This window comes from Streptomyces sp. ISL-1 (assembly GCF_018614585.1).
Classification (GTDB): Bacteria; Actinomycetota; Actinomycetes; order Streptomycetales; family Streptomycetaceae; genus Streptomyces; species Streptomyces maoxianensis.
The window spans coordinates 168097-190542 of sequence record NZ_JAGGOI010000032.1; the positions used below are offsets into that span (position 1 = coordinate 168097).

22 protein-coding genes are annotated in these 22446 nt (G+C 70.7%); 10 read left to right on the forward strand and 12 right to left on the reverse strand.

Going from position 1 to position 22446, the window contains the following annotated elements; genetic code table 11:
• Window positions 1–342: 342 nt before the first annotated feature.
• The 5 genes from J7E87_RS23675 to J7E87_RS23695 form a co-directional block, all read right to left on the reverse strand.
• Window positions 343–1593 carry an ROK family protein gene (locus tag J7E87_RS23675; RefSeq protein ID WP_308313047.1) on the reverse strand — a complete coding sequence of 417 codons (1251 nt, stop codon included), beginning with the start codon at window positions 1591–1593 and terminating at the stop codon, window positions 343–345.
• Window positions 1590–3035 (reverse strand): NAD(P)/FAD-dependent oxidoreductase, encoded by a 1446-nt coding sequence (locus J7E87_RS23680; protein ID WP_215096500.1) that lies wholly within the window; start codon window positions 3033–3035, stop codon window positions 1590–1592. Before J7E87_RS23680 ends, J7E87_RS23675 begins: the two co-directional genes overlap by 4 nt.
• A complete protein-coding gene (locus J7E87_RS23685) occupies window positions 3032–4219 on the reverse strand; it encodes an MAB_1171c family putative transporter (RefSeq protein WP_215096501.1) in 1188 nt (395 codons plus the stop codon). Before J7E87_RS23685 ends, J7E87_RS23680 begins: the two co-directional genes overlap by 4 nt.
• A 3-nt stretch (window positions 4220–4222) precedes the next feature.
• Window positions 4223–4753, reverse strand: a complete 531-nt coding sequence (locus J7E87_RS23690) for a toxin-antitoxin system, toxin component (RefSeq protein ID WP_215096622.1) — start codon at window positions 4751–4753, stop codon at window positions 4223–4225.
• Between the two features lie 93 nt (window positions 4754–4846).
• Window positions 4847–5479: a helix-turn-helix transcriptional regulator gene (locus tag J7E87_RS23695; RefSeq protein WP_215096502.1), complete on the reverse strand. Its 633-nt coding sequence runs from the start codon at window positions 5477–5479 to the stop codon at window positions 4847–4849.
• A gap of 371 nt (window positions 5480–5850) precedes the next feature.
• Here J7E87_RS23695 and J7E87_RS23700 point away from each other — a divergent pair, with 371 nt between their 5' ends.
• The 3 genes from J7E87_RS23700 (at window position 5851) to metK (ending at window position 9939) form a co-directional block, all read left to right on the forward strand.
• Complete coding sequence (locus J7E87_RS23700; RefSeq protein ID WP_308313048.1) at window positions 5851–6798, forward strand: transcriptional regulator; 948 nt, start codon at window positions 5851–5853, stop codon at window positions 6796–6798.
• Between the two features lie 105 nt (window positions 6799–6903).
• A complete protein-coding gene (locus tag J7E87_RS23705) occupies window positions 6904–8388 on the forward strand; it encodes a M20/M25/M40 family metallo-hydrolase (protein WP_215096504.1) in 1485 nt (494 codons plus the stop codon).
• A 339-nt stretch (window positions 8389–8727) separates the two neighbouring features.
• Window positions 8728–9939 (forward strand): methionine adenosyltransferase, encoded by a 1212-nt coding sequence (gene metK, locus J7E87_RS23710; protein WP_215096505.1) that lies wholly within the window; start codon window positions 8728–8730, stop codon window positions 9937–9939.
• A gap of 156 nt (window positions 9940–10095) precedes the next feature.
• Here metK and J7E87_RS23715 read toward each other — a convergent pair whose 3' ends face one another.
• The 3 genes from J7E87_RS23715 to J7E87_RS23725 form a co-directional block, all read right to left on the reverse strand.
• Window positions 10096–10389 (reverse strand): hypothetical protein, encoded by a 294-nt coding sequence (locus J7E87_RS23715; RefSeq protein ID WP_215096506.1) that lies wholly within the window; start codon window positions 10387–10389, stop codon window positions 10096–10098.
• A gap of 65 nt (window positions 10390–10454) precedes the next feature.
• On the reverse strand, window positions 10455–10883 hold the full coding sequence (locus J7E87_RS23720; protein ID WP_215096507.1) for a hypothetical protein: 429 nt from the start codon (window positions 10881–10883) through the stop codon (window positions 10455–10457).
• On the reverse strand, window positions 10877–11467 hold the full coding sequence (locus J7E87_RS23725) for an ATP-binding protein (RefSeq protein ID WP_308313049.1): 591 nt from the start codon (window positions 11465–11467) through the stop codon (window positions 10877–10879). The genes J7E87_RS23720 and J7E87_RS23725 overlap by 7 nt, the downstream gene beginning before the upstream one ends.
• A gap of 124 nt (window positions 11468–11591) precedes the next feature.
• On the opposite strand from J7E87_RS23725, the gene J7E87_RS23730 reads away from it, so the two are divergent.
• A complete protein-coding gene (locus J7E87_RS23730; protein WP_215096509.1) occupies window positions 11592–12452 on the forward strand; it encodes a helix-turn-helix transcriptional regulator in 861 nt (286 codons plus the stop codon).
• Entirely contained in the window at window positions 12453–12689 is a 237-nt protein-coding gene (locus J7E87_RS23735; protein ID WP_175296981.1) for a DUF397 domain-containing protein, read from the forward strand.
• Between the two features lie 22 nt (window positions 12690–12711).
• Here the strand turns inward: J7E87_RS23735 and J7E87_RS23740 are convergent, their stop codons facing one another.
• Entirely contained in the window at window positions 12712–14625 is a 1914-nt protein-coding gene (locus tag J7E87_RS23740; protein WP_215096510.1) for a M64 family metallopeptidase, read from the reverse strand.
• Between the two features lie 162 nt (window positions 14626–14787).
• Window positions 14788–16194 carry a glycosyltransferase family 87 protein gene (locus J7E87_RS23745; RefSeq protein WP_215096511.1) on the reverse strand — a complete coding sequence of 469 codons (1407 nt, stop codon included), beginning with the start codon at window positions 16192–16194 and terminating at the stop codon, window positions 14788–14790.
• Between the two features lie 162 nt (window positions 16195–16356).
• Here J7E87_RS23745 and J7E87_RS23750 point away from each other — a divergent pair, with 162 nt between their 5' ends.
• The 3 genes from J7E87_RS23750 to J7E87_RS23760 all read left to right on the forward strand — a co-directional run bounded on the left by J7E87_RS23750 (window position 16357) and on the right by J7E87_RS23760 (window position 18532).
• On the forward strand, window positions 16357–17511 hold the full coding sequence (locus tag J7E87_RS23750; RefSeq protein WP_215096623.1) for a molybdopterin-dependent oxidoreductase: 1155 nt from the start codon (window positions 16357–16359) through the stop codon (window positions 17509–17511).
• The gene (locus J7E87_RS23755) at window positions 17511–17900 is read left to right on the forward strand and encodes a hypothetical protein (RefSeq protein WP_215096512.1); all 390 of its coding nucleotides are present in this window, start codon (window positions 17511–17513) and stop codon (window positions 17898–17900) included. Before J7E87_RS23750 ends, J7E87_RS23755 begins: the two co-directional genes overlap by 1 nt.
• Window positions 17901–18010: 110 nt before the next feature.
• Window positions 18011–18532, forward strand: coding sequence for a hypothetical protein (locus tag J7E87_RS23760; RefSeq protein ID WP_215096513.1), 522 nt, complete (start codon window positions 18011–18013; stop codon window positions 18530–18532).
• Here the strand turns inward: J7E87_RS23760 and J7E87_RS23765 are convergent.
• Window positions 18529–19089 carry a GNAT family N-acetyltransferase gene (locus J7E87_RS23765; protein WP_215096514.1) on the reverse strand — a complete coding sequence of 187 codons (561 nt, stop codon included), beginning with the start codon at window positions 19087–19089 and terminating at the stop codon, window positions 18529–18531. The genes J7E87_RS23760 and J7E87_RS23765 overlap by 4 nt on opposite strands.
• Before the next feature lie 22 nt (window positions 19090–19111).
• On the reverse strand, window positions 19112–20461 hold the full coding sequence (locus J7E87_RS23770) for a hypothetical protein (RefSeq protein WP_251017889.1): 1350 nt from the start codon (window positions 20459–20461) through the stop codon (window positions 19112–19114).
• Window positions 20462–20799: 338 nt separating this feature from the next.
• Here J7E87_RS23770 and J7E87_RS35960 point away from each other — a divergent pair, with 338 nt between their 5' ends.
• Together J7E87_RS35960 and J7E87_RS23780 are read left to right on the forward strand one after the other, a co-directional pair.
• Window positions 20800–21216 (forward strand): ATP-binding protein, encoded by a 417-nt coding sequence (locus J7E87_RS35960; RefSeq protein WP_308313056.1) that lies wholly within the window; start codon window positions 20800–20802, stop codon window positions 21214–21216.
• Between the two features lie 403 nt (window positions 21217–21619).
• Entirely contained in the window at window positions 21620–21823 is a 204-nt protein-coding gene (locus J7E87_RS23780) for a DUF5999 family protein (RefSeq protein WP_215096516.1), read from the forward strand.
• Window positions 21824–22446 lie beyond the last annotated feature (623 nt).

The window sequence follows — 22446 nt, forward strand, 5'->3', positions numbered from 1 at the left end:
GCGGCGGACGGGCCGGGAAGTGTTCGCGGGCGCCGGGCGGGCTGAAAGATGGACCTCAAACGCCGGACGGGCTGGAAAGGCGTTCCTCAGGCAGCGAAAGGGCTGGGAAGCGCCGTCGGCCCGGCGGGCGGGTTGGGAAGTGTTCTCGGCGGCGGACTTGCTGGGGGGTATCCTCGCGGGCCGGGCGGGTTGGGAAGCGTCCGCGCGTCGGAGGAGGCTGGGAAGTGTTCACGCGCGGCGGGCCGGCTGGGAAGCGTCCGCCCGCGCCGGACGGGCTGAGCAACGTCCCCGCCCGCCGGGCCAGTTGGGAAGCGTCCCCCAAGTGGCAGGCGGCCCCGAGAATCAGCCCGCCGCGCGGTCCGCGAACGCCACCGGGTCCGCCAGTACGTCCCGCACCACCAGCGCCGCCGCGCCGCGTACCGCGTCCGCCGCCGGGGACGAGGCGCGCAGCCGGGTGCCGTACTTCGGCCACAGGCCCGACACCACCCGGCCGGACAGCTCGTCGCCGGCCGGTGGCGAGAGCCAGGGCAGCAGCGGCCGGTAGATCCCGCCGAGCACCACCGCGTCCGGGTCGAAGAGGTTCACCGCCCCGGACAGCACCCGGCCCAGCATCAGCCCGGCCTGCCCGAGCGCCGCCACCGCGCGGGTCTCGCCCGCACGGGCGCGCCGCTCCAGCTCGGCGACGCCCGCCGCGCCGGTCCGCTCGTCGATGCCCGCTGTTCGCAGCAGCGCCGACTGGCCCGCGTACTGCTCCAGGCAGCCGCGCGAGCCGCAGCGGCACTCGGGGCCGTCCGGGTCCACCAGCACATGACCGATCTCCCCGGCGAATCCGTGCGCGCCGCGCAGCAGTTCACCGTCCAGGACCAGCGCGCCGCCCACCCCGATCTCGCCGGTCAGATACAGAAAGCTGCGTACGTCGCCGAGGCCGCCGAACCACAACTCGGCCAGGGCCGCCACATTCGCCTCGTTCTCCGAACGCACCGGCAGCTGCGGCAGGCCGGGCCGCAGCGCCGCGAGCGCCTCGGCGAACGGGCCCTCGGCCGCGACCTGCGTCCAGCCGAGGTTGGGCGCGTGCCGGACCGTGCCCGCCGAGATCAGCCCGGGCAGCGCCAACTCCGCGCCGACCGGCCACAGTTCCTGCTCGGCAGCCGACGCCAGCGCCCCGGCGGCGATCCGCGCCGCGCGGCCGAGCACCCGGTCGGGCGGCGCACCGCGATTGTCCAGGTGCTCGACGAGCCGTACCCGGTCGGTGCCCGCGAGATCCACGACGCACACCGACACATAGTCGACGTTGATCTCGACCCCGATGCCGGCGACGCCCGTACGGGCCACCTTGAGCACCGTGCCGGGCCGGCCCGCCTGTCCGCTGAACGTCTTGCCCGACTCCGAGAGGAACCCGCTCTCCAGCAACTGCTCCACCAGTGAGGAGACGGCCGCCCGGGTCAGCCCCACCCGCGCCGAGACTCCGGCGCGGGTCACCTCACCCTCGTCGCGGACCGCCCGCAGCACCAGGCTGAGGTTGTGCCGGCGCACCGTCTCCCGGTCGGCCTTGGGTTCCAGCGGGATCTGGCCGCCCGCGCCGGTCAGCCTCACGCGTCCGCCGGATCGGTCTCGAGTGTGCTTCGCGGCTCCTTCGCGACCCGTAGCTCCTCGTTGGTGAGCGGCGGACCCGGCAGCTGCGGCAGCTTGGGTCCGCGCAGCACGGCCAGTACGATCTCGGGCTTGAGCAGCGACGTGATCGGCGCGGAGAGGGTCATCACGTCGAACAGCGCACGGGTGACCAGGGGGCGGCCGGTGGCGGTCAGCATCAGCCGGTCCACATAGCGGCGCAGCACAGTGGTGGACGCGCCCGGCTCCTTGCCGACGGCCCCGGGGTAGAGGATGTCCTGCCCGGTGGCCAGGTCCCAGGCCGTGCCGACCGGTCCGGCCACCGCACGCTGCACCCGGCGGGCGAGGCCCGGGGCGGTGAGGCTGTGTGCCTGGAGCTCCTTGCGCAGCGTGAGGACGCCCTGGGCCGCGACCGACATACCGTGCCCGTAGACCGGGTTGTACGTGGCCACCGCGTCGCCGATGGCCACGAAGCCCTCCGGCCAGTCGGCGATCTTCTCGTAGAACCGCCGCCGGTTGACGGTGCTGCGGGAGACGACGACATCGGTGAGCGGCTCGGCGTTGCTGATCAGTTCGGCCACGACGGGATGCCGGACGCCGCGGGCGAAGTTCTCGAACTCGGCGGCGGAGTTGGTGGGCTGGCCGCCACGGGTGCCCGACAGCGTCACCAGCCAGCGGCGTCCCTCGATGGGCACGATGGTCGCCGTCTGGCCGGGCCGCTGCTCGCGCGCGTCGGCCTGCACATTGACGACGGGATACTCCTCGGTGCCCTCCGGCGCCCGGAAAATCCGGCTGGCGTAGGCGAGACCCGAGTCGACCTTCTCCTCGTGCACGGAGGCGACGCCCAGTGAACGCAGCCAGTCGGGCGCCCGCGAACCGCGGCCACTGGCGTCGACCACCAGATCGGCGTCCAGGACGAGTTCGCTCCCGTCCTGGCGGCGCACCCGCACACCCGTCACCCGGCCGGCGTCGCCTTCGAGGCCGAGTAGTTCGGTGCCCGCCAGGACCGTGACCCCGGGGCGGGCGACGACCTCGTCCCGTACCACCCAGTCGAGCAGATCGCGGCTGCAGGCGATCAGGAACTGCATTTGAGGCCAGCGGCGGAACCAGCCCTGCGCGGACATGGAGACCAGGCCCGTGGGCAGCGGGATCCGGCGCGCGCCCGCCGCCAGCCAGCGCTCGGTGACACCGGGCAGCAGGGCCTCCATCGCCCGCGCCCCGCCCGACCACAGCAGATGCGCGTGGTGCGCCTGCGGGAGGCTCTTGCGCGCTTGAGGTCCGGACGGCAGGGCGTCGCGGTCGACGAGGGTGACCTCGTCGGCGTACTCGGCGAGGACGGCGGCCGCCAGCATGCCGGCCAGCCCCCCGCCGATCACGACGGCCCGGCGCACAGCCGTGCTACGGCGGGTTCTCACAGGATCGCTCATAGGGAGCCGCTCTCTGACCTGGCCGCACGCCGGCGGGCTGCTTCAACGACGGGTGAATGGCGCAGCGCGAGGGACATGCGCACCAGATCGCGCGGTCCTTCGACTGCTTTGGGGGTGTAAGCCTGGGCCGAGCTTATGATCTTGCCGTCCGGATCGGCCGTCCGGGCCCGCAGTGCCGCCGCGACCATCGCCGCGTCGGCGATGGCCTGGGCCTGTCGCGGATCGGAGCCGGCCTCGATCGCCGCGTCATGGGCGTCGGCGCGCAGCGCGGGGTCGAAGTAGGGATCCAGATGGAGCATCCCGTCGTGGATGTCGGACTCGCGCTGGGTTACCCGCAGATCCGCGGAGGACCACCAGGAGATACGTACGGAAGGGGTGCCGTCGGGCACCACCGTGCGCAGTTCGCGCCAGAGCGTGCCCAGCTGCCGGTACGTGGTCCAGGTGTGCCAGTTGTCCGACAGACGCTGGGCGATCAGCGGCAGGATGAAGCCGACGGCGCTCAGCAGTGCGCCCAGCGACGCCAGGGGCGGCGCGGCGGATGTGCTCAGACCGTCCCAGTCGAGGCCGGCCCAGCGGGCGAACACGGCGGCGAACTTGCTGACGCCGTAGCCCAGATTGAACAGCGAGCCGGCCACGATGGTCACCAGGCCGGTCCGCAGCCAGCCGTGCACCTGCAGCGACCAGCGCCAGCACAGAGCGGTCATCCCGATGGCGGCGACGCTGTGCGCGACCAGGTACAGCACGATCATCTCGCGGATGTACGGCGTCGTGGCGTAGTACGTGTCGAGATCGCGCAGCCGCTCCACCGGGGCGTCGCCGAGTACGAACAGCACCACCAGCGCCACGACCACCAGGCCGTAGCCGATCACCCAGCCGCGCGAGATCTGCCGGGTCTCCTGCGGTGGTCCGCCGCGCCAGTTGACGAGCAGCACCAGACAGGACGCGCTGAAGGCGGTCAGAATGCAGTAGACGAGCGGCGCGGAGAAGTTGGCGACGCCGGTGAGGCGGTTGACCTCGGCGATCGTCGGCGGCGCGGCGAAGAAGAAGGTGCACGCCGCCAGCACGAGCAGGGCACACACGGAACGCAGCAGCGGATCACGCCAGTCGCGCAGCATCCCGGGGAGCTTGAACACGAGTGCGAAACCCAGCGCGGCAGCTGGGATGTAATAGTCCTGACCGTCCACGCATCAGCCCTGTGGCCCGCGGTATCCCAAGGACGCCTCGATCCGGCCCGCGAGTCCGTCCCGCCGCGTGTGCCCGCGGCCCGTCGAACCGGCGAGCCAGGTACGGCACTTGCTGCCGAGCAGCAGTCCGAAGCTCTCGGCCTCGTTCTCCTCGGCCTGGTCGAAACGGGTCCTGGCCGCCACCTTCAGCACGGTCGCCTGCAGGTCCGCCTCGTCCGAGAGCAGCCGGGCGGCGACGGCCGCGCCGTCGACATGGTGAGTGCAGTGCCCGGCCTTCATATGCCACAACTCATGTCCGAGGATGACCAGTTGATGATCGGGTGCGGTGCGCTCCTCGATGACGATCAGATCCTGGTCCGTCATGTCGAGCCAGAGCCCGCTGGCCGTGCCGGGCGGGAACGTCGCCATGCGGTACCGGACGGGCCGGCCGCGGCGCTTGCTCATTCCGCCGCACAGGGAGGCATAGAGATCGGCGGGCTCGGCCGGGGCGGGCAGATCGATTCCGGCTACCAGCTCGCCGCACAGCCGTCGCATCTCCTTGCCTATGCTCACCGTTCTCCTCTCCCCTTCAGCGGTTGCGTGCACACGCGTGAGTCCAACCCTGTCCTGAAATCAGGGTTCCCTACGTCAAAGTTCGGTCGGCTTGACGCTCTCCAGGAGCATGTCGAGCCACTCGGTGACCTTGTCCCGGTGTTTGTCGGTGGGCAGTTGAGCGGCCCGCCAGGCGATGCCCCGTACGCCATGGTCCTGCAGCAGCCGCTCCAGCGGGTCGCCCTCGCCCGCGTAGTCGTGCAGGAGCCGCTGCTCGGTGCGCTGGAGTGCGCCGTTGAGCGCGTCGGCGTCCTCGGCGGTGAGGAATCCGGCGTGCACCTTGAAGAACCTCTGAATGGCATCGCAGTGCTCCATGGTCGGCCGGCGGTCCCCGTTGATGAGAGCCCCCGCCTGCTGCCGTGACATGCCGGCGCCGTCGGCGATCTCCTGCTGGGTGTACCGGCGGCCGTTGGGCTTCAGCCGGGTCCTGCGCAGCAGGTCGAAGCGTTGCAGAAAGCGCGCCTGGAGGTCGGGTTCACCGGCGGGCCGGCCGTCCAGCAGGGCGGTGACCACGTCGGCGGGAACGCCCGACGCCTCGGAGAGCTGGTGTACGTCGAAGATCTCGCCGTAACTCAGTCCGAGCTTGCCGGCGAGTTCGGCGACGCGGGCGACGGACGCCGCCAGGGGGCCTGTGGCCGTCGGGCCCGGAACCAAGAAGCCGTCTGTCACCAGTAGGTCTCCTAGATCACGCGAGGTCGCTCCGCACACAGTGGGCTGCGGGGAGGTTAACCGTTTCCGGGGAGTAGAGCCAGGTCTTGCCACAGCTGTGGCGCGATTTGAGCGCTCAGCGGCGTGGAATGCCACGATAGTTGACATGGCCGCGTTTGCGGTAGCAGGATCGCCACGCGGTGTGAAGATCCAAAGGGCGCTGCCGCAGCGGGACTTCGAGAAGGGTGGCGTTCTCGATGACACATGAGGCAGGCGTTGAACGGCCTGGTGTCCACGGGCGTCGAGGGTGCGCGGGGACGACCCGTGGCGCGCTCCGGGCGAGGCGGCTCACCGATGTCCTCAGACGGCGCCGGGAGGAACTGGGCCTGAGCGTGGAGGACGTGGCCGCGCGGCTCGACATCAGCACCGTCACGTACGGCAACTGGGAGCGCACACCCGCCCACGACTGGACCGACGAGAAACTCTACGCCCTGGTCGAAGCCCTGGAGATGAGTGACCAGCAAGGTGGCTGGCTCTTCCGCCTCGCCGTCGACCGGGACCCGCCGCAGGCCTGGAACGGGCCCGTCGGATCCTCCATGCCTGCGCCCCCGCTCGGTCCCGCGCGGCCGTCCGGACCGGCTTTCCCGTCCGGCCCCGCGCGCCCGTTCGCGCCCGTCGCCGCGCCCGCTTCGCCGGTGGAGCCTGCCGACCCCTCGGAGCCGGCGGGCCCGGACCACCCGGACCCCGAGACGCAGGCATACCTGCGCGACTACGCCGCGATGATGGACGCCGTGCCGCTGCCCTCGGTGCTCTTCGACCGGCGCTGGGACGTGGCACACGCCAACCCCGCCTTCGAGGCGCTGTTCCACGGGGTCGGACCGCACCCCACGGCGATGCCGGCCCAGAACTTCCTCAGGTTCGTGCTGTTCCATCCGGACGCGGGCGCCGTGCTCGGCGACCGCGAGACGAGCTGGTGCCTGCCTCTGCTGGCGCAGTTGGACGCGGCCACGGCGTGGTACCCCGAGGATCGAGTCCTTCAGGCCATTCGCGACGAAATCGCCGACGACCCGATCATGGACGTCGCCTACCGGTGCGGACTGCCGCACTGGATGCGGGCCATGGGAGCGGCGGCGGTGCACCACGACGGAGCCTTACGTCCGCTGAAACACCCGGATCCGCGCTGGGGACGCACCGAGTGCCGCATCGTCGACGAGACCCCGGCGACCCTTCAGGACTCGGGGTTCACACGGATGACGCTGGTGCTGCGGGAGACCCGGGGCGCCGTGCCGCCCGGTGTGCGGCGCGCCAAGTCGCATCTGAGGGCGGTCTCCAGCGGCTGACCCGGGATCCGGGCGGCGATTGCCGACGAATCGACGGCCGGCGAATCGACGGCCGCGAGGGGACGCTCCCTTGTCAGGAGTTGGCGCGTCCATGACCATTACCTCATGTCGCAGCAGACGCCTGGAAACACCGACGGCCCCGCCGACCCCGCCAACTCCCGAGGCACCGGCCGCAGAACGGTCCTCACGGCCGCGGCCGGAACCGCGGCGCTCGGTTCCGCGCCGGCCGCGGTGGGTGCACCGCCCGCGGTGGCCGCCGCGCAAGCTCCCGGTCGGGAGCGCACCCCCGACCGGGAGCGCCCCGCGACCGCCCAGGCTCCCACCCGTGAACTGCGCGCCCTCCTCGCCGAGATCGACCGCGACCGCATCGAGGCGACCGTGCGCACCCTCGCCTCCTTCGGCACCCGCCACACGCTCTCCAGCCAGGACGACCCGAAGCGGGGAATCGGCGCGGCCCGCGACTGGATCCACGCCGAGCTGAAGCGGTACGCGGCGCGCAGCGGCGGCCGGATGACCGTCGAGCTGCAGAGCTACATCCAGGAGCCGGCGCCGCGCATCCCCGTGGCGACCCGAATCACCAATGTCGTCGCGACCCTGCGCGGCTCCACGGCCCCCGACCGGGTCTACGTCGTCTCCGGGCACTACGACTCACGCGCCACGGACGTCATGGACGCCGTCAGCGACGCGCCCGGCGCCGACGACGACGCCTCCGGAGTCGCCCTCGCCATGGAACTGGCCCGAGTGATGGCAACTCGGCGTCCGGCGGCGACCATCGTCTTCGCGGCCGTCGCCGGCGAGGAGCAGGGCCTGTTCGGCGCGGCCCACATGGCGCAGACGTTCGTGCAGGCCGGCGTAGACCTCCAGGGCATGTTCACCGACGACATCATCGGCAGCCCCACGGCCGACGACGGGACCAGGGACCCGCGCAGCATCCGGCTCTTCGCCGAGGGCGTGCCCACCTCGGAAACCCCCGCACAGGCCGCGACCCGCCGCTCGGTCGGCGGCGAGAACGACTCGCCCTCCCGCCAGCTCGCCCGCTTCGTACGCGACGTGGCCGACAACGACGCGACCGGCATGCATGTCCGCGTCGTCTACCGCCGTGACCGCTATCTGCGCGGCGGCGACCACATCCCGTTCCTCGAACGGGGCTTCCCCGCGGCCCGGTTCACCGAGCCCGCCGAGGACTACGCGCACCAGCACCAGGACGTGAAGGTGCTGGACGGCAAGCAGTACGGGGACCTGCCCGAGTTCTGCGACTTTCGCTACATCGCACGCGTCGCCAAGGTCAACGGCGCGGCCCTGTGGACCCTGGCCCAGGCCCCCGGCACCCCGAAGGGCGCGAAGATCCTCACCAGTGCGCTCACCAACGCCACCGAGCTGGTGTGGGAACGCGGTACGGAGCCCGACCTCGCCGGGTACGAGGTCGTCTGGCGCGAGACCACGGCGCCGGAGTGGACTCATGTCGTCAGCGCCGGTGACACCGCCCGGCACACCGTGGATCTGTCCAAGGACAATGTGTTCTTCGGCGTCCGCGCGGTGAACCGGGCCGGCCTGCGCAGCCCCGTCGCCTTCCCCGCTCCCCAGCGCTGATTCCGGATCGCCGGGTTCGGCAGTGCGCCGAGACTTAGGTGTCACGAGTAACCGGCCCGAACCCCCGTTCCGCGGGGGAGTCGGGGTGGCGATACGGCCCTGGCGGCGTTGAGCTACGCGTCCTCGACTAGGTGCGCCGCGAGCCCGCCGCGGCCGCCGGCGGGGCTCCCTATGGTCCGCGCCGGCTTTCGCCCCGAACGCGGCGCACAGCCGATGGCCGAATGACCGTCGTTTAGCCGCCTTCGAGCCCCCTTGCAGGGCCGAAGCGCAGCCTGACCGCAATACGCGCACCAGGACAGCAGGACAACACGGCCACCACGCCCGGTATTTGGAGGATTTGTGTCCCTTCGCCTGTTCACCTCGGAATCAGTGACCGAGGGCCATCCCGACAAGATCGCTGACCAGATCAGCGACGCGGTCCTCGACGCGCTGCTGGCGCAGGACCCCAAGTCGCGGGTCGCCGTCGAGACGCTGATCACCACCGGCCAGGTCCACCTGGCCGGCGAGGTCAGCACCAATGCGTACGCCGACATCCCGCGGCTGGTCCGCGAGACCGTGCTGAAGATCGGCTACGACTCGTCGGCGAAGGGCTTCGACGGCGCTTCCTGCGGCGTCTCGGTCTCCATCGGCGCGCAGTCGCCGGACATCGCGCAGGGCGTCGACACCGCGTACGAAAAGCGCGTCGAGGGCGACGAGGACGCGCTGCGCGAGCAGGGCGCCGGCGACCAGGGTCTGATGTTCGGCTACGCCTCCGACGAGACGCCCGAGCTGATGCCTCTGCCCATCACGCTCGCCCACCGCCTCGCGAAGCGCCTCACCGAGGTCCGCAAGAACGGGACCGTCCCCTACCTGCGCCCCGACGGCAAGACCCAGGTCACCATCGAGTACGACGGCGACAAGGCCGTCCGCCTCGACACCGTCGTGGTCTCCTCGCAGCACGCCCCGGACATCGACCTGGACTCGCTGCTCATCCCGGACATCCGCGACCGCGTCGTACGCCCGGTGCTCCAGGAGCTCGTCGACGACGGCGTGCAACTGCGCACCGAGGGCTACCGGTTATTGGTCAACCCGACCGGACGGTTCGAGATCGGCGGCCCGATGGGCGACGCCGGCCTCACCGGCCGCAAGATCATCATCGACACCTACGGCGGCATGGCCCGCCACGGCGGCGGCGCCTTCTCCGGCAAGGACCCGTCCAAGGTGGACCGTTCGGCGGCGTACGCGATGCGCTGGGTCGCCAAGAACGTGGTCGCCGCTGGCCTCGCGCACCGTTGCGAAGTGCAGGTCGCATACGCGATCGGCAAGGCGGACCCGGTCGGTCTGTTCGTCGAGACCTTCGGCACGGAGACCGTGCCGGTGCCGCGCATCCAGCTGGCCATCGACCAGATCTTCGACCTGCGCCCGGCGGCCATCATCCGTGACCTCGACCTGTTGCGCCCGATCTACGCGCAGACAGCGGCGTACGGCCACTTCGGCCGCGAACTGCCCGACTTCACCTGGGAGTCCACCGACCGCGCGGAGAAGCTGCGCCAGGCAGCCATCGCCGAGTGAGCGGCGAGTGAGCGCCGAGTGAGCGCCGACTGAGCGGCGGCCGGCCAACGCATCATCACCGCAGGCTCGAGGAGCAGCGACCGTATAGCCGTAACCGGGTCGATCGCAACGGACCGCCTGATGCCCCCGCTTCCCTCCGGCGGGGGCCCGAGGCGTTCAGCGCATGGATGCGACGGCCCACTCGGCGGCGACGGCCACCGCGACACCAACCCCCAGAACCGCGGTGGCCACCCGCGTACGTCCTTGCCGGCTCAGGACCAGCGCGCTGCCGCTGAGGATCAGCGCAATGCCGTAGAAGCCCATGGTCAGCACCGAGTGCGTGCTGCCGAGCCGCAGCACGAGGGTGACGCCCACGGCGATCATGATGACCGCGGAGAGAGCTATCCGTACGCCGCGTGCCTGACGTGGTGTGAGCCCCTGCTGCTCCGGGCTCGAATTGGCTTCTGACATGGTCGGAAGATTAGCCGTCCCGTCCGGGCGCGGAGTGCCGGGGCCGACCTGTTACCCACTCGTGCTCACGCGCCGCGCGCGCTGCCGACGCCGACCGTCCACAGCGGAGCGGTTCCGGTGAGCTGGCAGGCCATCAGATAGAGCGGTATGGGCGGGGTGTAGGGGCTGGTGTTGTCGGGCCGGCGGATGAGGCGGGGATTGGTCGCCGGTACGTATGCCCCGCGGGCGTAGTGCGACGGCAGCGGCCAGGTCAGCTCCAGGTCCGAGCCGGCCGGCACGATCCACCACCACCAGTCGTTGTCGGCGAAGACACAGCCGTTCCGCGGCAGCCGCCCGAGCATGCGGAAGCCGTACCGCGCGGGAACGCCCACGGCGTCGCAGCCCAGATCGGCCGAAAGCGCGGGTGGCACTGCGAGCCGGGTCATCCGGGCCTCGCCGGTCTCGCTGTGGTGGCGGCCGCTCCGCCGGAGGAGCGTCGTCAGGCCCCTCAGCACAGCCTCTCCGGTCCCGGCTCATGGCCCGCCCCGCGGGGAAAGCCCGCCCCGCGCGCAAGGTCCCCTCCGAACAGGTCATCTCGGAAGGGAAGGTCCCCGCCGGACGGAAGCGCCGCCCCGAACGGAAGCTCCGCGTGCGGCCGCTCAGCCTGTGGCAGCTCCGCCCAGACGATGCGGCCGGTGCAGTGCTTCGACTCGTACGCGCCCCAGGCGCTGCTCACGGCCTCGACCAGCAGCAGTCCGCGTCCGCGTTCCTCCTCGACGGCGTGGCAGACGCGCGGGCCGACGGGCGCGGACCCCTGGTCCTGCACGGTGATGCGCAGGCGCTCCGCGCCGTTGAGGAGTTCGCAGGCGACCAGGTGGCCGTCGGTGTGCACCACCGCGTTGGTGACCAGCTCGGAGACGACGAGCATCGCCGTGTCGTGAACATCCCCGCCTATGCCCCAGCAGTGGAGCCGCTCGCGGGCGAGCCTTCTCGCCCTGCCCACGAATTCTGCACGCGCGGGCAGCTCGAATCCGTATCGGTGGTGGTCGGCCCCCGAGCACGGGTCCAGTCGCTGGGCAGTGAGCGCGTCACGGTTCACCGGACCACTCTCCCGCCGCAATGGACACCTTGGCAAGGCCCACTCTGAAATATGCAGAGTGGGCATATTCATCGCTGCGGGGCCGTGGCACACTGCTCGCAACAGCACGTGGGGAGGTCTCGAAGTGAGTGAACCGCGGTCCGCCCCCACCGTGGGGCAGGTCGTTCTCGGCAAGCGCTTGCAGGATCTGCGTGAGCGGGCCGGGTACAGGCGCGAGGAAGCCGCAAAGGTCCTTCGCGTTGCCGCGGGCACCATCCGCCGGATGGAAAACGCCGAGGTCGCGCTGAAGATCCCGTATGTCCAGCTGTTGCTGGAGGCGTACGGGATCACGAACGACGAGGCGCGCGGTTTCATCGAGCTGGCCGAGGAGGCTAATAAGCCCGGCTGGTGGCAGCGCTTTCACGACGTTCTGCCGGGCTGGTTCAGCATGTACGTCAGCCTGGAGGGCGCGGCCGGTCTGATCCGCGCCTATGAGCCGCATTTCGTGCCCGGTCTGCTGCAGACGGAGGACTACGCCCGCGCGATCATGCGCGGCGGAGCCGTCGGCCAGACCGATCCGGCCGACATCGAGCGCCATGTGGCGCTGCGGATGGAACGCCAGGCGCTGCTCACCCGCCCCGACGCACCCAAGCTGTGGGTGATCATGGACGAGACGGTGTTCCGCCGGCCCGTCGGCGGCCCCGGCGTCATGAGAGCGCAGATCGACCGGCTGCTCGAAGGCGCCCAGTTGCCCCATGTCACCCTGCAGATCGCGGAGTTCGCGACCGGACACCACCCCGGCACCTACGGGCCGTTCGTCCTCTTCCGGTTCGCCGTCCCCGAGCTCCCGGACATGGTCTACAGCGAGTACCTCACCGGCGCCGTCTACCTCGACGCGCGCCCCGAGGTCGCTTCGCATCTGGAGGTTCTGGACCGCATGGCGGCTCAGGCCGCGACTGCACAACGCACGAAGGAGATCCTCAAGGATCTCCGCAAGGAGCTGTGAATGGTTTACATATACAACGGCATGCCGGCCGCCGCCCTGGGCAGCGAGGGCTGGCGCAAGCCGTGGAGCGGCGGCAACGGGGGCAACTGCCTGGAGACCATGAAGCTGGCCGACGGCCGGGTCGCGGTGCGCCAGTCCGCGGACCCCGACGGCCCGGCGCTGATCTACACCTCCGGCGAGATCGCCGCGTTCATCGAAGGAGCCAAGTCCGGCCAGGCGGACTTCCTGCTCACCTGACCGGGAACCTGGTCCGCACCTGTCAGCCCGTCGCGGCCCCAGGCGGAAGCAGCGTCGCCAGGAACTTCTCCGGGGCCGAGACATTCCCCGCCGTGTCGATCGTGCGGTACTCGATCGTGTGGGTGCCGTAGTCGGGGGTGGCGTCGTCCCACGGCACCGCGCGGGTCTTGCCGAGCTTGCCGTAGACGAGATCGTCGATGACCGTGCCGCCCGGGGTGAAGCGGTACGGCGCGTCCGCGTCGGTCGGCCAGCCGTAGTACGTCTGCCAGCCGTCGCCGTCCACCCGGAACTGCGACACCACATGGCCGGCCCGGTCGTCGCGGGCAGTCAGCTTCATCGTGAACGGCCCGTTGTAGACGTACTCCACCGGCCTCCCCGGCCGGTGCACCGTGCGCAGCGGCTTGGACAGCGCGTACGCCGCCGTCGCCGCAGCGGCGTCCACCGTCCAGGTCAGCGTGGTCCGCGTGCCGGCGATCCGGGCGCTCAAAGTGTGGGCGCCCGGGCGCAGTCGCAGGGCGCCCAGATCGAGATCGCGGTCGTTGCCCGGGTTGGCCACCGGGCGGCCGTCCAGCGTCCAGCGGACGGCGAGGGTCCGGTCGGCGGGGTGCGTGGTGTCGGCGTGCACGACCGCCGCGGAGCCCACGGGGGACTCGGTGCCGGTGTGGCTGGTGAAGCCGGGCACGACCGGCTCCGGCCCGGTGCTGACGGCCGTGTCCACGGTCCAGGCGACGGTACGGGTCAGCGCCGCGGACGAGCGGATCGCGGGGTCGCGTACGAAAGGCGTCGGATCGGTGACCGTCGCCGTCAGCTCATGTGTGCCGCGGGCGAGTTGGAGCCGGCGCAGATCCAGTGCGCGGTCATCACCGGCGAGCCGCAGCGGACGCCCGTCGATCCGCCATACGACATCGAGCTCGCCGCCCACCGGATGCAGGGTGTCCACACACACCGTCCGGTCGTCGCCGATCGGGGCGGCGTTCGGGGTGTGTCCCTGAACGAGACTCACCTTGGCCGAGATCTTCTGCACCATCACCTCGCGCCCGACCTGGTCGAAGGCGTAGCCGAGGGTCTTCATGATCGAGTGCTTGCTGGGCCGCCAGACGCCCTTGGTGCTGTACATCCCGCCCTCGAACCGGCCGATGACCCCGCCCGACTCGCTCTTCTCACCCAGCCAGCGCCACCACTTGGCGCGCTGCCGCGTCATCTGCTCCTCGGTCAGCAGCGTGTGGTGGGCGGAGCCGGGCTCGCCGCCCTCGTACACTCCGCCCGGGACGCCCCGACCGTAGTAGTCGTACTCGTCCTGCAGGTTGCCCAGCGAGTGCCCTATCTCGTGCGGGGTGATCAGCGAGGACAGCGCATTGCCGCCGGACGCCGTGGCGAAGGTCCCGCCCGCGCCGCCGTATGTGTCGCTGTTGGCGAGCGCCACGATCTGCCGGTTGGCGCTCGCGGATCCGGGCACGAGGTCGGCGAGCGCGGTCGCCGACTCGGTGTCGACGCTGAGGAGGCGCTGCACGCTGTTCGCGTTGCAGCCGCCCCAGAAGCCCATGCCCAGCGCGGTGTCGCGGCGCGGCGACTGAAGTCCCGGGTCGCAGTCCACACCGGACTCGGCGGAGGGGACCTCCACCGCCCACACATTGACGTAACTGCGGTACGAGGCGAACGGCTCGGTGGACCAGAGCACGTTGAGGTGCTTGTCGACATCGGCGCGGAAGGCCGGCATCTCCTCGGCGGTGTAGCCGTCGCCCAGGACGATGATGTTGAAGCGCTTGTCGGCCGGGCCCGTGGTCTGCACGGGCACGACGGTTGCCGCTTCGGTCACCGGCGCCGTCCCCTCCTCGGCGGTGGCGGAGGGGGCGGCGCCCAGCAGGCAGCCGGCCAGCAGCGCGCCCGCGGTGGCGAGCAGCGACATTGTTCGGGGTCGTATGCCGGGTGAGGTCATGAGGCGGGAGCGTACGACCCGGCCCAACGTGGCGTAAAGACAGCAGAGTTGGCCGCTGTGGCCGCAACTGTCGGCCGTGGCGCACCGCGACGCGCAGCGCCTCGGCGAGTTGAAGGTCGTCGCGCCTGATGTTCCTCGACCGGGCGCTGACCCCCGGCGAGGTCATGGCCCAGTACCGGCGGAGCAGGTAGGGAGGGCTTTTCGTTCGTAACCCCGACGCCGAGCACGACGACGCAGTACGCACCCGGCGAGCACCGCGCCGGCCGCGACCGCGTACACGACGGTCCCCACGGTCCGCGGATCGGCGTCCATCATGACGGTGACGTACTTGGCCGCGCCCGCGACTGCGACCGCGAGCCACTCCCACCGCCCGTCCAGGGCCACCAGCGCGACCAGCAGCAGGGCGTACCAGGAGTAGCCCGGAGTCAGCAGCAAAAACGCCGTGCCGGTGACCAGCAGGGCGCCGCTCCATGGGCGTTCGGGATCGCCGCGCCACAGGACGTGCGCGGTGACCGCCAGCATCCCGGCGATCACGGCGGGCAGCGCCCAGTCGTCCGGCAGCACCAGGCGGACCAGCGCGTAGCGATTACTGGCTGAGGGGTCGTCGTACCCCTCCTCCGCCGTATAGCCGCCGAGAAAGCCGAAGACCGAGCTGTCGGAGACGAGGACATAGGGGAGATAGCTCAGCGCGACGACCGCGGCGGCCGGCAGCAGTACGGCCGCCGCGTCCCGCACCCGCCGCACACCCGAGAGCGCGCCGGGCAGCATCACGGCCGGTAGCAGCTTGGTCGCGATCGCCGCGCCCAGCAGCGCCCCGCCCACGATGCGCCGCCGCGCCAGCATGCCGAGGCCAACGACCGCGAGGAGCGCCCCGAGCACATCGGCATGCGCGTTGTTCACCGCCTCGACCGGCACGATCGGACACCAGGCCCAGTACGCCGCACGGCGTGGATCTCCGCGCCGCCGCAGCACCAGCAGCAGCGCGGCGGTGGTGCCCAGCGCCAGCAGCGCGCCGCCCGCCTGAAGGGCCTTGTGCCGCGCCCCGTCGGGTGAGAGGGCGTGGACGACCAGGAAGTACCCCTCCGCCACCGGCGGGTAGATGGTGTGCACCTGCGGCCGGTTGATCCGGGTGCAGTGCACCTCGCCCCCGGGGGCGAGGATCCGTGCCCGGCCGGGGCCCACGCACTGCGCCCCGGTGGGGAACAGCCAGCCGTCGCGCAGCCCGGCGAGCGCCCGATCGGCGGGGGCGTGGTCGTACGGCGAGATCCCGGCCGCCTGCACCCTGCCGTCCCAGGCGTAACGGTAGGAGTCGGTGCTGGTGCGCGGCGGAGCGAGGAGCCCGGTCGCCGCCACCGCGACACCGCCCGCGACGACGAGGGCCACGGCGTGGCGCACCGGGGCCTTGCGGACGGCGACGACCGCGGCGGCGAACAGCGCCCAGCAGGCGGCATACCACCAGGAGAGCCCGAGAGGATCCGTGAAGTAGCCGTCCTTGCGGATCGTCACGGCGAGCACGGCCGTCAGGGCCGCCAGGAGGACGCCGGCGGTGAGAGTACGCGGGTTGATCACAGGCTCAGCGTCGCAGCCGGAGTCGGCGCGGGCCGTGCGCCGCCCCCTGACGTCCGCATTCCGTAAGGTGTCGCATCCCTCCGCGCGGGCCGCCCGGGAGGTCTCATGGAAGACATGAAGCTCCGACCGCCCCGGCTGCCGCGAAAGCACCGGATGCCCAGGATGACCCTGCCGCGACCGCCCCGGCTGCCGACACCGGCACTGCCGACGTTCTCGGGGAAGCTGCACGACGCCCGCACGGCCACCGCTGTCGGCCGCTGGCTGGGCGCGGCGATCGCCGTCTGCTTCGTGACAGGGGTGACCAGCCACTATCTTCAGCACCCGCCGGACTGGCTCGCGAACGTACTGCCGAGCCGGCCGACCTGGGGCTACCGGCTGACCCAGGGCCTGCATGTGGCGAGCGGCATCGCCGCCGTCCCGCTGCTGCTCGCCAAGCTGTGGGCGGTCTACCCGCGGCTGTTCGTGTGGCCCGCGCTGCGGTCGGTGCGGCACGCGCTGGAGCGGCTCTCCGTGGCGGTGCTCGTCGCGGCGGCCGTCTTCCAGCTCTTCACCGGGCTGCTCAACATCGTCCAGTGGTACCCGTGGCCGTTCTCCTTCGTACCGACGCACTTCGCCGTCGCCTGGCTGCTGCTCGGCGCCGTGGTCCTGCATGTGGCGGTCAAGTACCCGGAGATCAGGGCGCATTGGAGCAGACGCTCGCCCGGCACACTGGAACTCCCGGCGGCGGACGGACCCGACCGGCGCTCCCTGCTCACCGGAGTCGCAGCCGCGGTCGGAGCGGTCACGCTGACCACCGTGGGCCAGTCCCTGACCCCGCTCAAAACCTTCGACCTGCTCGCGCCGCGCCACCCGGACCACGGCCCCCAGGGCCTGCCGGTCAACCGCACGGCCGCCGCGGCCGGACTGGCGGGAGTGAGCACGGCCCACTGGCGGCTGACCGTCCTTGGCACGTACTCCTACCAACTCACCCTCGACGAGCTGGCGGCCATGCCCCAGCACACCGTGCCCCTGCCCATCTCCTGCGTCGAGGGCTGGAGCAAGTCGGCCCAGTGGACCGGAGTACGCGTACAGGACCTGCTGGAACGGGCCGGAGCGCGCCCCGACGCGGCGGTACGGGTGGTGTCGCTGGAGCGGCGCGGCACATACCGCGTCATGGAGATGGGCAGCGGCTACACCCGCGATCCGCTCACGCTGCTCGCCCTGCGCCTCAACGGCCATGTGCTCTCGCTGGACCACGGCTTCCCGGCGCGAGTCATCGCCCCGAACCGCCCCGGTGTGCTGCAGACCAAGTGGGTCACCAGGATGGAGGTCATGTGATGCGGATCGTGACGGGCGCACTGGGCCTCGCCCTGATGGCCGTCGGCGCGACGCTGCTGCTGACCGGCGGACAGCTGAAGGACGTGGCGCTGTGGCTGGCGGGCGCGATCGTCCTGCACGACGGGATCATCGCCCCGCTGGTGCTCGGCGTCGGCCTGCTGCTGGCGGCAGTCCCGGCCCGCGGCACGGCTCGCGGGGCGCTGGTGGTGGCCGGCTGTCTGACGGTGATCGCGCTGCCGCCGCTGCTGCGGCCGGGGGCGCCGACCAATCCGTCGGCGCTGCCGCTGGACTACCTGCGCAACTGGCTGCTCCTGCTGGTGGCGGTCGCGGTGGTCGCGGGGCTGGTGCCGGTGGTGCGGTGGCTGCTCCGCAAGGTGCCGCGGCGCTGAACATCTGACGAACGCGTCCGGCCGCCGGTCGATTCCGCATCCTGCGTGGGCATAGTCGATTCGGGGCCCGTCCGGGGCGGGCCACGGTGTCGAGCGCGGGGGACGCGATCATGGTCAGGTTCGTCCACAAGCAGTTGGTGTACGCCGCGGTGGTAACGCTCACGGGGGTGATCGCCGGGGGAGTGGGCGTCGCCGTGAACGACGGCGCGGACCTGGTGGGCTGGTGGGTGGCCGGCGTGCTCGGATGGGGAGTCCTGTGGGGTTTCGCCTCCACGACCAGGCTGATGAACCGCGGTGACCTCCCGCTGTTCGAGGCGGCCGTCCCGATCGCAGACCCCGCTGCCGCCCTGAGGACCCCGTCGGACCCCCGGCGGTGGCTCGGGCAGTTCTACGGGACGATGCTCGGCTGCATGTTCGTGGTGACGACGGCGCTCGCCATTTTCGAACCGCTCGTAGCCGTCTTCCACTTCACATGGGCGATGGACCCGCTGGTACGGGCCGAGCGGGCGGCCCGCTGGGAGCGGCACCACGGGGTACTGCTGTGGCAGGGCCACGTCGAGCAGGAGCGGCAGCCGGTCAGGACCGGCCAGCCGCCCGTGTTCACCACGCCGCGGCAGGGCGCGTTGGCCTAGCTGGACTCCGGTACCCGCAACCATTCGTGATCGAGTACCGAGTGCACTACGGAGTCCCGCCACTTCCCGGCCTTCTGGATGTGCTCCCGAATGACGCCCTCCTCGGTCATGCCCGCGGCGGTCATGGTCCTTGCCGACGCTGCGTTGAGCGGCGAGCGGGCACCCCAGATGCGGTGCAGGTTCAGGTCCTCGAACCCGAGGCCGAGCAGGAGGCGTACGGTCTCGATGCCGTATCCGACGCCCCAGGCGTCCGGACGTATGGCAAAGCCGAAGGTGGCCGCCCGTTGCTGATGGGGGTCCATGGCGATACGGCCGAACCCGATCAGGTCGTTGCTGTCCCGCCTGGCGACCGCGAGGGCGTATTCAGTGCGCGGCGTGGTGGCGGCCGACGCCCTGGAGCGGGCGACGATCTGCTCCACGTCGGTCCGTGTGCGCGGCTCGAATGAGAGGTGCTCTGTCGCCTCCGGGCTTCCGTAGATGGCGAAGACGGCGTCCACGTCGTCGAGGGCGAGCTCGCGGAGCTCGAGGCGCTGACTGCAGCGGCTGACCGGGTGCATGCCGGGGGACTCTACCGGCGGCTCAGCGCGGGAGCGCCGGCCGGGCGGGCTCGTACATTGCGATCTCGGCGCGCAGGTCGCCCGCAACGCGGGCATCGCGGATCGGGGGGCGGCTGAGCGCGGCCTGAACCCGTTGGGCAGAGCGGACGATGCCGTTGTTGCGCAGGCCGGGGCCGAGGTCGAGGACGGGGCGAATCGCTTCAGCGGCACCGTCGACGTCGCCCGAATGGAGCCGGACGAGCGCGAGGTTGCAGTGGGAGCCGGCCTCGTCTCCGAAGGCCCAGCTTGGGTCGCTGCGATTGCTGAATCCCCGTACGGCCTCCTCTGCCTGGGCGGCGAGCTGCGCGTCACCGTGACCGAGCAGGACCTCGGACTCCACCACGTAGTAGAGCTGCTTCGGCTGGGGGTAGGTGAGCAGTCCTCCCAGGGCGTCGACGTCGTCCTCGATCACCCGCTCTCGGAGGGCATCGGCCTGCTGGTTCGCCGCGCGGACTGTCGCCCCGTCGCCGAGAAGTGCCGCTGCCCTCGCTTCAAGGCCTGGGAGCCAAACTCCCACTGTGCCGCGGAGATCGGGTGCCTGGGCGGCAGCCTGGCGCGCGAAGTGCAGTGCGTCCTCCGGCTTGCTCGCCCAGTACGAGATGAGGGACTTGAGCCCGTCGACCAGGGCGATCAAGCCGCTGTGCTCGGCTGCTTGGGCGCAGAAGAAAGCAACGCGGGCTTGCTGCATCGCCACCTTCGACTCGCCCATGTCGTGGGAGCCCTTCGCCATGAGGAAGGACAGCACCGTTGCCATGAAGTTCAGGTCGCGGAGCTGGGACGGTCGAGCGCGCCCGCCCTCGAGGAGCCTGAACGCGTCGTCCTGGGCGGCCGCCAGGTCCTCAATGATCTCCGACAACGGTGTGCGCGGGTACGCCTCGACGATCCGTTTCACTTCATCGCTCAGGAAGCCGAGCGCTTCCTCCCCCACCCGGTCTCGTTCCGCTCCCAGAGCAAAGTCCATTGCGCGCCGTGCAGCCATGACGGACGTCCTTCTCATCTCGTGCAGAGCCATGCCGGACTCGGCAGGACTATTGGTTTCTGGCGTGCTCACCAGAGGGGCGAAGATCGGTGTCGTTCCTTCGGCGACCTCGCTCCACAGCTGTTCGATGCTGTAGCCGAGCATGCGGACCAGGACTCTGCGTGCATCGCGCTGCGGCTGCCGGCTCCCGTAGTACCAGGCTTCGAAGGTGGACGGCGCCGGGGCGAGACTCGCTAATCCGGGTTTCTCTTCGAACTCCGACAGCTCCCGAGCAGCCTCTCTGAAGTGCGGCAGAAAGGCATCAAGGTCACGCCACTCACGCTCATCGAGCAAATGGCGGAATAGCGTGCGCATTTGGTCCTCTTCTCCGTACGTCGAGCAGGTCACTTGCATTGACGGTAAGGCTCCTGCGTTCGCAACCTTCCCTGAACTGACGCTACTTAGTGGTTCCGAGGTGATGCCGAGGAGAAGGCGAGGTTCACGCCAACTCGCGGTGCTCGTTCCGAGGGAGGAGCGGGGGTAGTTCCGGCGGGGAGTGGTTGGCAGGCTCTAAGCGATGCTCGCCGAGAGTGCTGACCCGAACACCCTTCGTGGAACAGGGAGCCCCCGTGAATCCCCAGATCGTCGCCTCCCCGCCGGCCGCCGACGCAGACAACGCGTGTCGTCGACGGGCAGCGGCCGGCCGACGGGTCGTGTCGTTCGAGTGTGTTCGGCGATCCGCCGGCGAGGCACTGCGACCGGAGGATGCTCGCCGCGTCGCCCAGATGCGTCGGCTCGGTTCTGCGTCACTGCGCTACTGGGGTTTCGACACCGTCGCCGAGTCGGCGGAGCTCCTGATCAGTGAGCTCGTCACCAATGCGCTTCAGCACGGCCGCGGCACATCCGTCGGATTCTCGATCTCCTGCGATGGGGCAACCGTGCGCATCGAGGTCGAAGACGACTCTCCCGAACGCCCGATTTACCAGAAGCCCGCCCTGGAGGCGGAGAGCGGCCGAGGCATGTGGCTGGTCACCGAGATCGCCGACGCGTGGGGCACGAGCCCGGACGGAAAGCGAACGTGGTGCGAGCTGGAGGTGCCCACCGACGAGGCCGGGGCTTCGACGCACTAGCTGTGAGGTTCCCCCACCGCCCGCTCCCCCCTCGCCTCCCTTGGAGAACCCATGCTCCCCCACCGCCGCAGCCGCGAAGATCGGTATGAGTGTGAGCAAGTCGGCGACGGCTTGCCTGGGGCACCCTGGCAGCTTCCAGGACCTGCGCGTTCGCCTCGCCACCACACGTGTGCCTCCGCACTGGATCGTCGAATGAGGCGAGCCCTCTCGCGCCTGGCATCTCGCGCAGCACGCGCCTGCTTCTACGGGTACGTCAGCCCCGGGCGTGGCCCACCCTCCTGCCCTTGCCACGGCATGTCCAGACACCCTCTCCGGCCAGTCCCACACCGAACCCCCGCGGGGTTGTGACCGGCCGGAGAAAGCCATTACCCCACCCTCCGCGGATAGTTGAGAGGAAGAGCGCATGTGCCAGCACCAGCCGCCGTGCCCTACAGCGGATGCTCCCGATCGCGAGGCGGCAGTCGTCCGCGCCGGTCAGTGGGAACAGGGCTGGAGCCTCCGATGCAACGGCGTTGTTGCCTTCGAGGACACCGGCGAGCTGCTGCCGGACGGCAGCGTCATCGCGCCGCACCGGCCCACCGACTCTGTGCTCGGGGGCGCGGCATGAGTCGGCAGCCATTGGGCGGCGCGACGGCCTGCGGATCCGCCTCAGCCTCCGACACGAATGACGCCCAAACGAAAGGACCCCGTGAACGCCTTAGTTCTTCCCAAGTTCGTCCCTGCGCTCCTGCGCCAGGGAACTGACCCGCGCGACGCCCCGGACCTCGCGGCGGCCGACATTGTCGGCTGGTTGGTCCCGTTGACCAAACAGGTCGTCAGCCTGCTCGAAAGCGAAAGCCCTGCAACTGATGGCTCTGCATCATCCTTCACGGTTGACGGCCACACGTACCTCCTGGTTGAAGGGCCCGCAGACGATGGGCTCAGCGCATATGTGCGTCTGGTCAGGCGTGGTCACAGCGTGCCTCGGCAGCTCCCGGATACCGCGGTGGTCCTTACCCTGGCTGGGACGGTTGAGCTGGAGATGTATCGGCAACAGCAGGACGTCGATGACCGAAGCCCGCAGTATGTGCGCAGTCTCGGACCAGAGTGCGCGTTCGCCGGCCACGCCGGGACGCTGTGCAGGATGCAGAGCAGCGCGGACGGCATCCAGCTGATCGTGTTTGACGGCCGTCTGACGGAAGTGGGCGCGCCTTTGACCGCTGAGGAGTACCGGTCCGCGGCGCGAGACGT